The organism is Streptomyces sp. B21-105 (genome assembly GCF_036898465.1).
GTDB lineage: Bacteria > Actinomycetota > Actinomycetes > Streptomycetales > Streptomycetaceae > Streptomyces.
Genome location: NZ_JARUMJ010000001.1, coordinates 4,721,588 through 4,736,076, shown reverse-complemented (window position 1 = coordinate 4,736,076; position 14,489 = coordinate 4,721,588). Strand labels below are relative to the sequence as shown.

Here is a 14,489-nt window from a genome sequence, read left to right as displayed (position 1 = left end):
GAGTGGTGTTCCCCATGCTCAAAAGTTGGTGCCGCATGTTTCCCGGCCTGGCCTGGCAGGTGGCGGAGGCTCGTCATTTCGTTCGCGCCCTGCTCGAGGACGAAGGGCCAGACCTCATCGACGACGCCGTCTTGGTGGTCGGCGAACTGGCCGCCAATGCCGTACGGCACTCGCGGAGCGGCTGGTACCGCGGTTGGTTCCTGGTGGTCGTCGGCTTCGGTGACGACCTGGTGCGCATTCAGGTGATCGACCAAGGCGGCGACGATGAACCCATGGTCCGGAGTGTGCGCAGTTCGGTCGAGGAGGGCGGCCGCGGGCTGATGCTGATCGCGGCCTGTGCCAAGGACTGGGGCGTGCAGGACCGGCCTTCCGGCGGGCGCTGCGTCTGGGCGGAGCTGGCGCGGGTGGGTGTGTGATGGCGTCCCGCTCGGTGGTGGCACGTGGTCGCCTCGTGGACAGTGGAGGGTGAGCCCCCGGGGTGTGCCTCGGCGCAGGGCCGCGTTCTACGTGATCGGCGTTCGTTCCGGGCGGCGTCTCCCGCCCGTACCGTCTAGGGCCCTAGACTCCTGGGTACTTCTAGGAGGTGTGGTCATGTCGGACGAGTTGAAGCGGATCACGGCGATCGATGATCCGTACCTGCTCCTGCGGGAGGTCACGACCCGGTTGGCCGACGCGCAGCAGGAGGTCACCGAGCTGGCCCGGCTCCGTCGGCGCGTGGTCCAAGACCTCCATGCCCAAGGGCTCTCTTACGCACAGATCGCGACGAAAGCCGGACTGAGCCGCGGGCGGATCCATCAGATCCGCCACACCGGGCCGGCGCCGGAAGGGTCCTTCCTCGGGCGAGGTGCGGTCATCGTCGCTACTCCGCTGCGGCGGGACGACGAGCGCGGCCGTACGGTCGTCGCCGTGGACGACGTCAGTTCCGGAAAGAGCCTTGAAGACCTCGCCCGGTCCTACGGTCTCGACGTCACCTCGGAGCACGTGCCTGTGAGCGGTGACATCGACCTCAACCGTGACGGCCTGGTGGTCGTCTGCGGCCCGCGTATGTCTCAGCAGATGTGGGACACCTACGCGCAGGATCCCGTACTGCGCTGGGAACGCGCGGAAGCGGGGCCCTGGACGGTCGTGGACCGGCGAACCGGCACCGTCTACCAGTCAGGGCAGGACAGCGACCCGGCCCGCGCGTACGACGTGGGATACGTCGGCAGGCTGCCGCGCCCCGACGGCAAGGGCTCGCTCCTCGCCATCGCCGGTATCCACACGCAGGGCTCCCTCGGCGTCGTGCAGCTGCTCGCGTCCGACCTGAACGCGCTGTGGGGGCAGGTGGGCGATCATCGTTTCTCCGCGCTGGTGGGCGTCGATTACGACCCCGAGACCAGCGAGCCGCAGTCGGTCGAACTGCTCACCCCCCTCTACCGGCACGACGAGGATCCGTCGGCGTGAGGGTCTCCCTCGACTCGCTGCCCGGCGAAGAGTGGCGGGACAACGAGGACTTCGCGGCCGCCGCTCCTGGGGCGGCCGTTCTCCTCGACGGTGCCGGAGTAGCTGGCGCGGAGACCGGGTGTACGCACGGCGTCGCCTGGTTCTCCGCGATGCTGGGCGGGCTGCTGCTGAGCACCATCACGGCGCACCCCGCCCGGCCTCTCGCCGAGTGCCTCGCCGACGCGATCCGCGCCGTCCGGTCCCTGCATGAGAACACCTGTGACCTGACCTTTCGGGCCAGCCCGACGAGTACGGTCGTCGCCGTCCGGATCGACGCGGGAGCTCTGGAGTACCTCGTACTCGGGGACTCGTCCCTTCTCCTCGCCGACCGGGACGGCGCTACGACCGTGATCACCGACCGCCGCCTGGACGACGTCGGCAGGAGACTGCGTGGTCCGGTCGACGCGCTGCCTATCGGCTCACCGGAACATGCCGCCGCTCTGGCCGAGTACCGGAACGCCCTGACGGGATTCCGCAACGAGCCGGGCGGCTTCTGGATCGCGGGGCCTGAACCGCGTGCGGCTGAACATGCGCTCACCGGGGCGGTGCCGCTGGAGTCGCTGACATCCGTGACACTGCTGAGCGACGGCGCAACGCGACTCGTAGACCGCTTCCAACTCGCCACGTGGGGCGAGACCTTGACCGTACTCACCTCGTCCGGCCCGGCGAGCTCCTCCGCCGCGTTCGAGAGGTTGAGGCCGGCGACCCTGAGGGGCGACGTTGGCCGCGGGGTAAGTCGCAGGATGACGCGACCGCCCTGCACCTGGTGCTGCCGTAGCACGAGCGAGCGCCCTGAGACTCGCACGTATACCCCCCTAGACAGTTGACGGCCCGTCGGGCTATCGTCTTCGTCAACCCCCCTAGACAGTTAGGGCGGGTCGCTCCCTGCACCGTCTAGGGGGGTATCCAGTTCGATGCGACGCTCGTCAAGGCGTCGCCGACCAAGCGAGGTTCACGAAATGCGCGTTATCCCCGTTGACTCCTCGGCTGCGACGCTGCTGGTCACGAAGCTGCCCGAGGTAAAGGTCAGGGACCGTCAGACCGGCGAAATTGCCCTCGACCCGGTCACCAACGACCGGCTCATGGTGCTGGAGCTGGTGTTCATCGCGGCGGGCGGTTCGGACATGATCAAGGTCACCGTTCCCGAGAAGGGCATCGGTGAAGGCCTGGCGATGGGAGCTCCGGTCATCCTGCCCGGCCTCGTCGCCCGGCCGTGGGAGAGCGAGTTCGGCGGCCGCATGCGTCACGGCATCGCCTACCGGGCCGACGCCGTCATGGTCAACGCCCCCGCTCCGGTGCAGGGCTGAACGCCATGAACAACACCATCTGGACGCTGACGCTGTGCCTGCTGGCACTCGCCGCCCTGCTCGTCCTGCGCCGCCGCGCACCGGTCGCGTTCTGGTGGCTGGTCGGCTATCCGTTCGTCGCGCTGCGCGTGCTCACCACCTACCGGGCCACGATGGACGCCTGCGGCCTGACGGTCCCGGCCTCGGCCGTCCGTCGGGCCACGGCCCGGATGATCGGGCGGGAAGCGGCCCCCGTCCCGCCTCGGCGGTCGCTGCCGTGGCCGACCGGGTCCGGGCTCGTGATGCGGCTGCGCATGGCGACCGGGCAGGCTCCCGAGGACTTCATGGCCTCGGCCGACCGGCTGCGCCACGCCTGGGCCGCACACGCCGTGCACATCCGCCCCACCAAGCCGGGCTGGCTCGAACTGCGGCTGATCGGGTGGGACGTGCTCTCCGACGTGCAGCCGGCACGGCGGTGGAAGCCACGCGGGCCGCTCACCCTCCCGATGGCCCTGCGGGATGACGGACGGTGGCACGTGCGGGACTTCCGTGCCGTGCCGCATGAACTCATCCTCGGAGCGACGCAGTCCGGCAAGTCCGTGTACCTGCGGAACCTGGTGTGCGGCCTGGCCCGGCAACGCGTCGTGCTCGTCGGCGTCGACTGCAAATGGGGCGTCGAACTGGCCCCGTTCGCAACCCGGTTGTCCGCGCTCGCCGACACTCCCGACCGGGCGAACGAACTCCTTGACGTCCTGCTGGAAGAGATGGAGGCGCGGTTCCGTCTGATCGGCCTCTCGTCCGCTGCGGGCCCGGACGCCGTGCTCACCTCGGACGTGTGGGGGCTGCCGGACGCGGTCCGGCCGGTGCCGGTCGTGGTCGTCGTCGACGAGGTCGCGGAACTCTTCCTCGCCGCGAGTCGCGACGACGAGAAGAGGCGGGACGCCATGGTCACCAAGCTGATCCGGATCGCCCAGCTTGGCCGCGCGGCCGGCATCTACCTCGAAGTGTGCGGGCAGCGCTTCGGCTCCGAACTCGGCAAGGGAGCGACCATGCTCCGCGCCCAGCTCACCGGCCGCATCTGCCACCGCGTCAACGACGAGTCCTCGGCGAACATGGCGCTCGCCGACATCTCCCCGGAGGCGGCCCTCGCTGCCACCTCCATTCCGGCCGAACGGCCCGGCGTCGCGATCGTCGGCGACTCCTCCGGCGGCTGGTCCCGCGCCCGCTCACCGCACCTGTCCCTCGACGAAGCGGCGGCCGTCTGCCGCGACACCGCCGCCCTGGTGCCGGACCTGCCCCGCCTCGACGCCTTCCGGCCCTCCGTCGCCGTCGAGTCCGCCGGGACGGTCTCTCCCGCCGCCGCTCCGGCCGCGCCCGTCGCCCGCCCGGTGACCGAGTAACCACACCCCTCCCCACGGTCGGCGTGACCGCCTCGCGCCACGTCCCTACCCCTCCCATGCCGCGAACCGGAAGGAAGCCCATGTCAGGCCCCTCGATCGCCGAGGTCAGCGCACTGATCGCCGACCTGGCCGCACTCAGTCAGAACCCGAACCGCACTTCCGCTGAGTACGCGGCGCTCATGAGCCGCAAGGCGGACGTCTTGGAGCGCATCGCGGCCCGCACGCCTGGCGACGCCGAAGCCGCCGAGGTGGCCCGCATGGCCCGTGAGCGTGCCGAGTCGCTCGATTCCGCCAACTGACCGCACGGAAGGGATCGCGAGCCGATGCGTGCCCAGCTCTCCCGCGTAGACGCGGTGATCGTCCAAGCCGTCATCGCCGGTGCCCTGTCCTTCTCCCACCTGCACGACCTCGCCGATGCGGCCGGACAGGGCGGGTGGAAGGCGTGGGCCTACCCGGTCAGCGTCGACCTGCTGTTGGTCGCCGCCTGGCGTCGGATGCGGGAACAGCAGCGCGCCGGGCGTCCTGCCGGGGTACCGCGGTTGTGGTTCCTGGTCGCCCTCGCCGCGTCCCTCGGCGCGAACGTCGCCACCGCCGGTCTCCTCGACCTGGACCACGTTCCCGCGTCGCTTCGGGTCGTGGTGGCCGGCTGGCCCGCCGTCGCCTTCTTCGGCGGAACTCTCCTCGCCCACACCCCCCGCACCCCGGTAGCACCCACGGAAACGGAGACACCCACGGCTCCGGCCCCCGCCGAGGAACCCCACCGTGACGCGCTCCCGGCACCGTCCATCGACCCGGAACCGGCTCCGGCCACCGCCGTCGAGCTGGTACCCGTCCCGGCTCCTATCGCCCCGGCCGTCTCCCTGCCGCCCGCCCTCGTCGACCGCGTCCGGGCCCTGGCCGAGGAGCACCACGCCACCACCGGCCGGCCTGCCAACGCCGACGACGTACGCACCCGGCTCGGCCTGCCCCCGTCCATGACGGCCTCTGTCGCCGCCCACCTCTGAGAAGGGACGACCCCGTGAACCCGCGCTTCCGCAACGTCCGCCGTATCGGCCCCGTGCAGGTTGCTTCCTTCATCGCCCGCGGCCGCAACCGCCACCTCGCCGCCTGCACGGCCCCGCGCTGCGACTTCTCCACCGAGTACGACAGCCGCGCCGCCGCCGAACTCGCCGCCCGTACCCACCGCTGCAAGGCCTGACAGGAGACCGCCGCCATGACCGTCCCGCTCTGGTTCGCCGTGCTCGTCGTCGCCGTCCTCGGTATCCAGCTCGCCCGCCCGCCGTGGTGGCTCGTCGCCCTGCTCCTCCTCGGCGGCTACCTCGTCGCCCACAGCGTCCTCGCCCCCGCTGTCGCCACGCTCCTCGACTGATCCGCAGAAGGGACCACTCTCGTGTTCACGCCGAAGTACCCGCCTCAGGACACCGCCCCGATCTCGACCGCCCCGGTCCCGAACTCCTACACGCCGGTTCCCTACGCGGCTCCTCCCGCCCCGATGCCGTCCGCCCCGGCCTCCAACCGGCCCACGGTCCAGCTCACCCCCGGCAGTGCGCTCGCCCTCGTCGCCGGTGGCAGCGCCGCCGTCCTGGGCGTCGGCGCGGTCCTCGTCTCCATGCTGCTGGCGGTCGCCGTCACCGCCGCCTCGGTGGCCGTGTGCGCGGTCGTCATCCGTTCCATCCTGCTGAAGGGACACAAGGCGTGACCGACTCCGCCACCATGGCGGGCCTGGACTCGGCCACCCTCGCCGACGTGCTGAGGCTGGCCGGGTCCCCCGGCTTCGACCGCGTCCAAGACCAGATCCGCCGAACCGGCGGCTGCACCGACCCGATCCACCTGCAAGGCACCACCGTCACCCGCGACAAGGCCACCGGACGAGTCCTCCACACCTACAGCACCGACAGCGAGCCGGGCGGCCGACTTCGAATCGCCTGCGGTAACCGCCGGGCCTCCCGTTGCCCTTCCTGTGCCTGGACCTACGCGGGCGACACGTACCACCTCATCCGGGCCGGCCTCGTCGGCGACCCGGCAAAGGGCACCCCGCACACGATCCGCGACCACCCCCGCGTCTTCGCCACCCTGACGGCCCCCTCCTTCGGCCCGGTCCACAACCGCCCAGGCAACCGCCCTTGCCGCTGCGGCCGACGACACCCCGAAGACGCCCCCGAGCTCGGCACACCCCTCGACCCGGACGCCTACGACTACGCGGGCGCGGTGCTGTGGAACAACCACGCATCCGACCTGTGGCGCTACTTCACGATCTACCTCCGCCGCGAGATCGCCCGCTTGGCCGGCCTCACCCAGAAGACCGCCCGCGAGACCTCCCGCGTGTCCTTCGGCAAGGTCGCCGAGTACCAAAAACGCGGTGCCGTCCACTTTCACGCGGTGATCCGCTTCGACGGGCCCGAAGGACCCGACTCGCCGCCTCCAGCCTGGGCGACCCTCGACCTGCTCACCGACGCGATCCACGCCGCAGCCGCCCGCGTCGCGGTCGACGTCGCCCCGGCCGGTGACCAGCCCGCCCGAACCCTGCGCTGGGGCACGCAACTCGACGTCCAGCCGATCGGAGCCTTCGGCCACGGCGAGGACATCACCGAGCAGGCCGTTGCCTCCTACGTCGCCAAGTACGCCACCAAAGCCGCCGAGACCACCGGCACCGTAGACCGCCGCGTCGGCAACAAAGAGGCGCTCGTCATCCTCGACGTCCCCGAGCACCCCCGACGCCTCATCGAAACCTGCCTTGATCTCCACCCGCTCTACCCCGAACGCAAGCTCCGGGACTGGGCTCACATGCTCGGCTTCCGCGGCCACTTCTCCACCAAGTCCCGCAGCTACTCCACCACCCTCGGCGCCCTCCGCCAGACCCGCGCCGACTACCGCGCGGCCCAGCAACGCGAAGCCCTCGGCCTGCCCGACCCGTCCGCCACGGAGACAACCACCCTGACCCTTGCCCACTGGTCCTACGCCGGCCACGGCCATACCCCCGGCGAATCCTGGCTCGCCGCCGGCATCCGCCGCGACATCCAACTCAACCGCGAGACCGCACGCGAAGCCCTGAGAGACCAACTCGACGCGGAAGGAGCCGCAGCATGACCACCGCCGCCCCCGAACTGCTCACCGTGCCTGAGGTCATGACCCGGCTCAAGGTCGGCCGCACCAAGGTCTACGACCTCATCCGCACCCGTCGCCTGGTCTCCATCAAGGTCGACGGATGCCGCCGCATCCCGGACGACGCCGTGAGCGACTTCATCCGCCGTGGGATCGGGGAGGCCAACTGATGTCCAAGCGTCGCCCCAACGGCGGGGGAACCATCACGAAGCGCAAGGACGGCCGGTATCACGGGGCCGCGTACGTCACCGACACCGACGGCAACCGCGTCCGGAAGTACGTCTACGGCCGTACGTGGGACGAGACGAACGAGAAGCTCGGCAAGCTCCAGGACCAGGAGCGCAACGGCGTCCCGGTGCCGTCCCGTGCCTGGACGCTCGGCGAGTGGCTGGCCTACTGGCTGGAGCAGGTCATCAGGCCGGAGCGCGAGCACAACACGTACGTCAAGTACGAGTCCAAGCTGCGGCTGTACCTGCTGCCGTACCTCGGTAAGAAGCCGCTGGCCAAGCTGACGCCCGCCCAGGTCCGCACCTTCATGGCCACGCTGAAGCGGGAGAAAGTCGGTGCGTCCACCCGCTTCGAAGTGCTGCGTGTCCTCCGGAACGGCCTCAACGCGGCCATGCGCGAGGAGCTGCTGACGCGCAACGTCGCGCTCCTGGTCGACATGCCCAAGGTCAGCAAGGACAAGGGCACCGCATGGAACGCGCGTGAGGCGATCACGTTCCTTCGCTCGGCCCGCGCCCACCGCCTCTACGCGGCCGGCGTCCTGGTGCTCGTCCTTGGCCTGCGCCGGGGCGAGATCCTGGGCCTGCGCTGGCAGGATGTCGACTTCGAAGCCGGTCAGTTCACCCCGGTCAAGCAGGTGCAGCGGGTCAAGGGCGTGGGCCTGGTGCTGAAGGACCTCAAGACCGAGTCCTCACAGGCTGTGCTTCCGCTGCCGGAGTTCTGCGCCCGCGCCCTGGAGGAGCGCCGGGAGCTCCAGGAACTGGAACGCAAGATCGCCGGTGAGCACTGGGCGCAGGAGGAGGGGCACGACCTGATCTTCTCCGCTGAGCACGGCGGCATGATCGACCCGATGGGCTTCTCCCGGACCTTCGATCGCCTCGTGAAGCGGGCCGGTGTGCGGCGCATCACGGTCCGGCTCGCCCGGCACACCTGCGGCACCCTGCTCGCCTTCCTGAAGGTGCATCCCAAGGTCGCTCAGGCGATCCTGCGGCACAGCCAGATCAGCATGACGATGGACGTCTATACACACGTTGTGGGCGACGGCGAACGGGAGGCCGTGGGGATGCTGGCCGAACTCCTGGAGGACCCGCTTATCGGCTGACCGCAGCCATTCGCGGCCGTTGATGTCAGCCGTAGATGTCAAAGACCCCCAACCATGATCGGTTGGGGGTCTTTGTGCTGGTGGGGCTAACAGGATTTGAACCTGTGGCCTCATCCTTATCAGGGATGCGCTCTAACCAACTGAGCTATAGCCCCGCCGCGCTTTGCGGTGTGTCCCGCGCGCTGACTCCTGAAGATTAGCGCACGACGTGGGCAGTCCCAAAATCGATAGTCACGGGGCCTCGGCCGGGGTGCGGGACGCGCGGACGAGCGGGATCACTCGTCCTCGGCGAGGGTCAGCTCGACGCCGCCGACGAAGCCCGCGGAGAGGTTGTAGATGAACGCGCCGAGCGTCGCGAGGGCCGTCGCGAGGACGACGTCGATGACCGCGATGATCGACGTGAACATCAGGACGTGGGGGAGCGACAGGAACGCCTGGAGGTCGAAGCCGTTCGACTCGTTCGAGCCGGTCGCCTCGGAGATCGTCCCGCCGACCGTCGAGAACACGCCCATGGCGTCCATGACCATCCACAGCATGGCCGCCGCGACGATCGTGCAGATGCCCAGGGCGATGGAGAGCAGGAAGCTCACCTTCATCACCGACCACGGGTCGGCCTTCGCCACCCGCAGCCGCGCCTTGCGCACACGGGGCGTGGTGCGGGCGCCCGTCCGCGGCCGGCGTACCGTGCCGGCCGCCTGGGGCGCCTGGGTGGGGTAGGCCTGCGGCGGGTGGTAGGGCCCCGCGGGCTGCTGCGACTGCCGTTCGCCGGGAAGCGGCGACGCCTCCGGCTTGCCCTGCGCGCCTCGGGTGTCCGTCACGGTTCCCCCTTGGGTCCCCCGCGGGCCCTTGGCCTGAGAGGTCTGGGCGGTCTGGCCGGCCTGCGCGCCGGAGGGTCCCGGGGAACCCTTGGGCGGCTGCGGGCCGGTGGAGGGCGAGTCGGCGGCGGGTGCCTTGATGGCCTTCAGCTGGGTGGTGTGGGTGTCGGCCACACGCCCCTCGGCGCCCGCGCCCCGCGCGTCGGTCGTCCGCGCGTCCCCCGCCGAGGCGGCGGAGCCACGGCCGCCGCCGTTCTTGCCCGTGCCGGCAGACGTACCGGCGCCCGTGGCTCCGCTCACGATGACTCTCTCCTCGTCCTACTCGGCCGAGGGCGACTCACCCTCGTCCGTGCCGGCGGCCTGGGCCGCCTCGGCGGTGTCGTCCACGGCGATCCCGCCGTCGACCTCTTCCGCCTCGCGCCCCGCCTCGGCGTTACGGGCGATGCCGACGACGGCATCGCGCTTGCCCAGGTTGATCAGTTGGACGCCCATGGTGTCACGGCCCGTCTCCCTGATCTCGTTGACCCGCGTACGAATCACACCGCCGCCCAGCGTGATGGCGAGGATCTCGTCGGTCTCCTCGACCACCAGCGCGCCGACGAGGGAGCCACGGTCCTCCACGATCTTGGCGGCCTTGATGCCGAGGCCGCCGCGACCCTGGACGCGGTACTCGTCGACGGCGGTCCGCTTCGCGTACCCGCCGTCTGTGGCAGTGAACACGAACGTACCGGGTCGAACAACATTCATCGAGAGGAGCTGGTCTCCCTCACGGAAGCTCATGCCCTTGACACCCGAGGTGGCACGGCCCATGGGCCGCAGACTTTCGTCCGTGGCGGTGAACCTGATCGACTGCGCCTTCTTGCTGATCAGAAGCAGATCGTCGTCCGCCGAGACGAGTTCGGCTCCGATCAGTTCATCGTCGGAACCGTCCTCCGTCTCACGGAGATTGATCGCGATGACACCACCGGAACGCGGCGAATCGTAATCCTTCAGAGGCGTCTTCTTCACCAAGCCCCCCTTGGTCGCCAGGACCAGGTAGGGCGCCACCTCGTAGGTGCGGATCGCGAGGATCTCGGCAATCGCCTCGTCCGGCTGGAAGGCCAGCAGGTTCGCGACGTGCTGCCCGCGCGCGTCCCGCCCGGCGTCCGGCAGTTCGTACGCCTTCGCCCGGTAGACGCGGCCCTTGTTGGTGAAGAACAGCAGCCAGTGGTGCGTGGTGGAGACGAAGAAGTGGTCGACGATGTCGTCTTCCTTCAGCTTCGCGCCGCGCACGCCCTTGCCGCCGCGCTTCTGGGCGCGGTAGTCGTCCGTCTTGGTGCGCTTGACGTAGCCCCCGCGCGTGACGGTGACGACGATGTCCTCCTCGGCGATGAGGTCCTCGATGGACATGTCGCCGTCGTAGGGCACCAGCATCGTCTTGCGGTCGTCGCCGTACTTCTCGACGATCGCGGCGAGTTCGGCACTGACGATGCCGCGCTGACGGACCGGCGAGGCGAGGATCGCGTTGTACTCGGTGATCTTCGCCTGGAGCTCGTCGTGCTCCTGGATGATCTTCTGGCGCTCCAGGGCGGCCAGCCGGCGCAGCTGCATCTCGAGGATGGCGTTCGCCTGGATCTCGTCGATCTCCAGGAGCTCCATCAGGCCCGTGCGCGCGATGTCGACGGTGTCGCTGCGCCGGATCAGCGCGATGACCTCGTCGATGGCGTCCAGGGCCTTCAGCAGGCCGCGCAGGATGTGCGCCCGCTCCTCGGCCTTGCGCAGCCGGAACTTCGTCCGGCGGACGACGACCTCGATCTGGTGCGCCACCCAGTGACGGATGAACGCGTCCAGCGACAGCGTGCGCGGCACGCCGTCGACCAGCGCCAGCATGTTCGCGCCGAAGTTGGTCTGCAGGTCGGTGTGCTTGTAGAGGTTGTTCAGCACGACCTTGGCGACCGCGTCCCGCTTGAGCACGATGACCAGGCGCTGGCCCGTGCGCGAGGACGTCTCGTCACGGACGTCCGCGATGCCGCCGATCTTGCCGTCCTTCACCAGGTCGGCGATCTTCTGCGCGAGATTGTCGGGGTTGACCTGGTAGGGCAGCTCCGTGACCACCAGGCACTGGCGGTTCTGGATCTCCTCGACCTCGACGACCGCCCGCATGGTGATCGAGCCGCGGCCCGTGCGGTAGGCCTCCTCGATGCCCTTACGGCCCACCACCAGGGCGCCGGTCGGGAAGTCGGGGCCCTTGATGCGCTCCATCAGCGCGTCCAGGAGCTCCTCGTGCGAGGCCTCCGGGTTCTCCAGGCACCACTGCGCTCCGGCCGCGACCTCGCGCAGGTTGTGCGAGGGGATGTTGGTCGCCATGCCGACCGCGATACCGGCCGAGCCGTTGATCAGCAGGTTCGGGAAGCGGGCCGGCAGGACGGTCGGCTCCTGGGAGCGGCCGTCGTAGTTGTCCGTGAAGTCGACGGTCTCCTCGTCGATGTCACGGACCATCTCCATCGACAGCGGCGCCATCTTGCACTCGGTGTACCGCATGGCCGCCGCCGGGTCGTTGCCCGGCGAGCCGAAGTTGCCGTTGGAGTCCACCAGCGGCATCCGCATCGACCACGGCTGCGCGAGGCGCACCAGCGCGTCGTAGATCGAACTGTCGCCGTGCGGGTGGTAGTTGCCCATGACGTCGCCGACCACGCGGGCGCACTTGTAGAAGCCGCGCTCGGGCCGGTAGCCGCCGTCGTACATCGCGTACAGGACGCGGCGGTGGACGGGCTTGAGGCCGTCGCGGACGTCCGGCAGCGCACGCGAGACGATGACGGACATCGCGTAGTCGAGGTACGAGCGCTGCATCTCCGTCTCGAGCCCGACGGGCTCGATGCGCATGACGATGTCGCCGCCCTCTTCAGGGCTGACGGGAGTGTTCTCGTCGGTCATTGCTGGGGGGAATCCTTTCTGACGCGGTCAGCTGAGACCGACTCAGATGTCGAGGAAGCGGACGTCCTTGGCATTGCGCTGGATGAAGGCGCGGCGCGCCTCGACGTCCTCGCCCATGAGGACCGAGAACAGGTCGTCGGCCTGGGCGGCGTCGTCGAGGGTGACCTGGCCGAGGACGCGGTGCTCCTGGTCCATCGTCGTGACGCGCAGTTCCTCGGCGTTCATCTCGCCGAGGCCCTTGAAGCGCTGGATGGAGTCCTCGCGCACCCGCTTGCCGCGCTGGCGGCCCATCTCGATCAGCGCGTCACGCTCGCGGTCGGAGTACGCGTACTCGATGTCGTCCCGGCCCCACTTGATCTTGTAGAGGGGCGGGCGGGAGAGGTACACGTGCCCGGCCTCGACCAGCGGCCGCATGAAGCGGAACAGGAAGGTCAGCAGCAGGGTGCTGATGTGCTGGCCGTCGACGTCGGCGTCCGCCATCAGGATGATCTTGTGATAGCGGAGCTTCTCGATGTCGAAGTCCTCGTGCACGCCCGTGCCGAAGGCGGAGATCAGCGCCTGGATCTCCTGGTTCTGCAGGATCTTGTCGATCCGCGCCTTCTCGACGTTGAGGATCTTGCCGCGGATCGGGAGGATCGCCTGGTACTGCGGGTTACGGCCGGACTTGGCCGAGCCGCCGGCCGAGTCGCCCTCGACGATGAAGATCTCGCACTTGGTGGGATCGTTCGACTGGCAGTCCGAGAGCTTGCCCGGCAGCGACGCCGACTCCAGCAGACCCTTGCGGCGCGTCAGATCCCGCGCCTTGCGGGCCGCCACGCGCGCGGTGGCCGCCTGAATGCCCTTACGGACGATGTCCGCCGCCTCGACCGGGTTACGGTCCAGCCAGTCGTTGAGGTGCTCGTAGACCGCCTTCTGGACGAAGGTCTTGGCCTCCGTGTTGCCCAGCTTGGTCTTGGTCTGGCCCTCGAACTGCGGCTCGCTCAGCTTGACCGAGATGATCGCCGTCAGACCCTCGCGGATGTCGTCGCCCGTGAGGTTGTCGTCCTTCTCGCGCAGCAGCTTCTTGTCGCGCGCGTACTTGTTGACCAGGTTGGTCAGCGCCGCACGGAAGCCCTCCTCGTGCGTGCCGCCCTCATGCGTGTGGATGATGTTGGCGAAGGAGTACACGCCCTCGCTGTAACCGCTGTTCCACTGCATGGCGACCTCGAGGGACAGGCTCTTGTCCCTGTCCTCCGCCTCCAGGTCGATGACGGTGGGGTGCACCGCCTCCCCCTTGCGGGAGTTGAGGTACTTCACGAAGTCGACGATGCCGCCCTCGTAGTGGTACGTGACGGTCTTGACCTCGTCCTTCTCGTCCGCACCCGCCTCGTCCGCCCCGGCGGTGGCCTTCGCCGACTCGCGCTCGTCGGTGAGCTTGATGGTGAGGCCCTTGTTGAGGAACGCCATCTCCTGGAAGCGCCGCGACAGCGTCTCGAAGGAGTACTCGGTGGTCTCGAAGATGTCGGCGTCGGCCCAGAAGGTCACCGACGTGCCGGTCTCCTCGATGGCCTCGTGCTTGGCCAGCGGCGCCGTGGGAACGCCCATCTTGTAGTCCTGCGTCCAGCGGTGGCCGTCGGTCCGGACCTCGACGGCGACCTTGCTCGACAGGGCGTTGACGACGGAGACGCCGACGCCGTGCAGACCACCGGAGACCGCGTAACCGCCGCCGCCGAACTTGCCGCCCGCGTGAAGCACGGTCAGCACGACCTCCAGGGCCGGTTTGCCCTCGGAGGCCACGATGCCCACCGGGATGCCCCGGCCGTTGTCGGTGACCCGCACGCCGCCGTCGGCGAGGATCGTCACGTCGATGGTGTCCGCGTGGCCGGCCAGGGCCTCGTCGACCGAGTTGTCGACGACCTCGTACACGAGGTGGTGCAGACCGCGCTCGCCGGTCGAGCCGATGTACATACCGGGTCGCTTGCGGACCGCGTCCAGACCCTCGAGGACGGTGATGGCGCTGGCGTCGTACGAGGCGGTGACCTCGTGGCTCGAGGTGCTCGCCCCGCTGTTCGCGCCGGCGTCGGTGGACGGGATGTTCTCGTCGGTGTTGCCGGAATCGGCCACGAAGCGCCCTTTCTGGCACAGCACTAGCCGACCTCCGGGGCCCCCTCTGCGGAGGGTTGCC

15 protein-coding genes, 1 tRNA gene and 1 pseudogene are annotated in these 14,489 nt (G+C 69.4%); 13 read left to right on the top strand and 4 right to left on the bottom strand.

Annotation, left to right across the window (positions count from 1 at the left end; all coding sequences use genetic code 11):
- The first annotated feature begins 14 nt into the window (after window positions 1-14).
- The 13 genes and pseudogenes from QA802_RS21330 (at window position 15) to QA802_RS21270 (ending at window position 8,597) form a co-directional block, all read left to right on the top strand.
- Complete coding sequence (locus QA802_RS21330) at window positions 15-416, top strand: ATP-binding protein (RefSeq protein ID WP_334534782.1); 402 nt, start codon at window positions 15-17, stop codon at window positions 414-416.
- Between the two features lie 175 nt (window positions 417-591).
- Window positions 592-1,443: a sigma-70 family RNA polymerase sigma factor gene (locus tag QA802_RS21325; protein WP_334525100.1), complete on the top strand. Its 852-nt coding sequence runs from the start codon at window positions 592-594 to the stop codon at window positions 1,441-1,443.
- Window positions 1,440-2,260: pseudogene (locus QA802_RS21320) on the top strand (protein phosphatase 2C domain-containing protein). The gene QA802_RS21325 and the pseudogene QA802_RS21320 overlap by 4 nt, the downstream one beginning before the upstream one ends.
- A 181-nt stretch (window positions 2,261-2,441) precedes the next feature.
- Window positions 2,442-2,789, top strand: a complete 348-nt coding sequence (locus QA802_RS21315) for an SCO3933 family regulatory protein (RefSeq protein ID WP_334525097.1) — start codon at window positions 2,442-2,444, stop codon at window positions 2,787-2,789.
- Between the two features lie 5 nt (window positions 2,790-2,794).
- Window positions 2,795-4,168: an FtsK/SpoIIIE domain-containing protein gene (locus QA802_RS21310; protein ID WP_319276827.1), complete on the top strand. Its 1,374-nt coding sequence runs from the start codon at window positions 2,795-2,797 to the stop codon at window positions 4,166-4,168.
- Window positions 4,169-4,248: 80 nt separating this feature from the next.
- Window positions 4,249-4,467: a hypothetical protein gene (locus QA802_RS21305; protein ID WP_319276828.1), complete on the top strand. Its 219-nt coding sequence runs from the start codon at window positions 4,249-4,251 to the stop codon at window positions 4,465-4,467.
- A gap of 24 nt (window positions 4,468-4,491) precedes the next feature.
- Window positions 4,492-5,172, top strand: a complete 681-nt coding sequence (locus QA802_RS21300) for a DUF2637 domain-containing protein (protein WP_334525091.1) — start codon at window positions 4,492-4,494, stop codon at window positions 5,170-5,172.
- A gap of 14 nt (window positions 5,173-5,186) precedes the next feature.
- Window positions 5,187-5,366 (top strand): mobile element transfer protein, encoded by a 180-nt coding sequence (locus tag QA802_RS21295; protein ID WP_319276831.1) that lies wholly within the window; start codon window positions 5,187-5,189, stop codon window positions 5,364-5,366.
- 15 nt (window positions 5,367-5,381) lie between these two features.
- Window positions 5,382-5,537, top strand: a complete 156-nt coding sequence (locus QA802_RS21290) for a hypothetical protein (protein ID WP_319276832.1) — start codon at window positions 5,382-5,384, stop codon at window positions 5,535-5,537.
- Window positions 5,538-5,558: 21 nt separating this feature from the next.
- The gene (locus QA802_RS21285) at window positions 5,559-5,867 is read left to right on the top strand and encodes a SpdD protein (RefSeq protein ID WP_334525085.1); all 309 of its coding nucleotides are present in this window, start codon (window positions 5,559-5,561) and stop codon (window positions 5,865-5,867) included.
- Window positions 5,864-7,255 (top strand): replication initiator protein RepSA, encoded by a 1,392-nt coding sequence (gene repSA, locus QA802_RS21280; protein WP_334525082.1) that lies wholly within the window; start codon window positions 5,864-5,866, stop codon window positions 7,253-7,255. Before QA802_RS21285 ends, repSA begins: the two co-directional genes overlap by 4 nt.
- Window positions 7,252-7,440 (top strand): helix-turn-helix domain-containing protein, encoded by a 189-nt coding sequence (locus QA802_RS21275; RefSeq protein WP_319276837.1) that lies wholly within the window; start codon window positions 7,252-7,254, stop codon window positions 7,438-7,440. The genes repSA and QA802_RS21275 overlap by 4 nt, the downstream gene beginning before the upstream one ends.
- The gene (locus tag QA802_RS21270) at window positions 7,440-8,597 is read left to right on the top strand and encodes a tyrosine-type recombinase/integrase (protein ID WP_334525072.1); all 1,158 of its coding nucleotides are present in this window, start codon (window positions 7,440-7,442) and stop codon (window positions 8,595-8,597) included. The genes QA802_RS21275 and QA802_RS21270 overlap by 1 nt, the downstream gene beginning before the upstream one ends.
- 78 nt (window positions 8,598-8,675) lie before the next feature.
- Here QA802_RS21270 and QA802_RS21265 read toward each other — a convergent pair.
- The 4 genes from QA802_RS21265 to gyrB form a co-directional block, all read right to left on the bottom strand.
- Window positions 8,676-8,752, bottom strand: a tRNA-Ile gene (locus QA802_RS21265).
- 120 nt (window positions 8,753-8,872) lie between these two features.
- On the bottom strand, window positions 8,873-9,712 hold the full coding sequence (locus QA802_RS21260) for a DUF3566 domain-containing protein (protein WP_334525069.1): 840 nt from the start codon (window positions 9,710-9,712) through the stop codon (window positions 8,873-8,875).
- Between the two features lie 18 nt (window positions 9,713-9,730).
- The gene (gyrA, locus tag QA802_RS21255) at window positions 9,731-12,325 is read right to left on the bottom strand and encodes a DNA gyrase subunit A (RefSeq protein WP_319165807.1); all 2,595 of its coding nucleotides are present in this window, start codon (window positions 12,323-12,325) and stop codon (window positions 9,731-9,733) included.
- Between the two features lie 42 nt (window positions 12,326-12,367).
- Window positions 12,368-14,428, bottom strand: coding sequence for a DNA topoisomerase (ATP-hydrolyzing) subunit B (gene gyrB / locus QA802_RS21250; protein WP_334525064.1), 2,061 nt, complete (start codon window positions 14,426-14,428; stop codon window positions 12,368-12,370).
- Window positions 14,429-14,489: the final 61 nt, after the last annotated feature.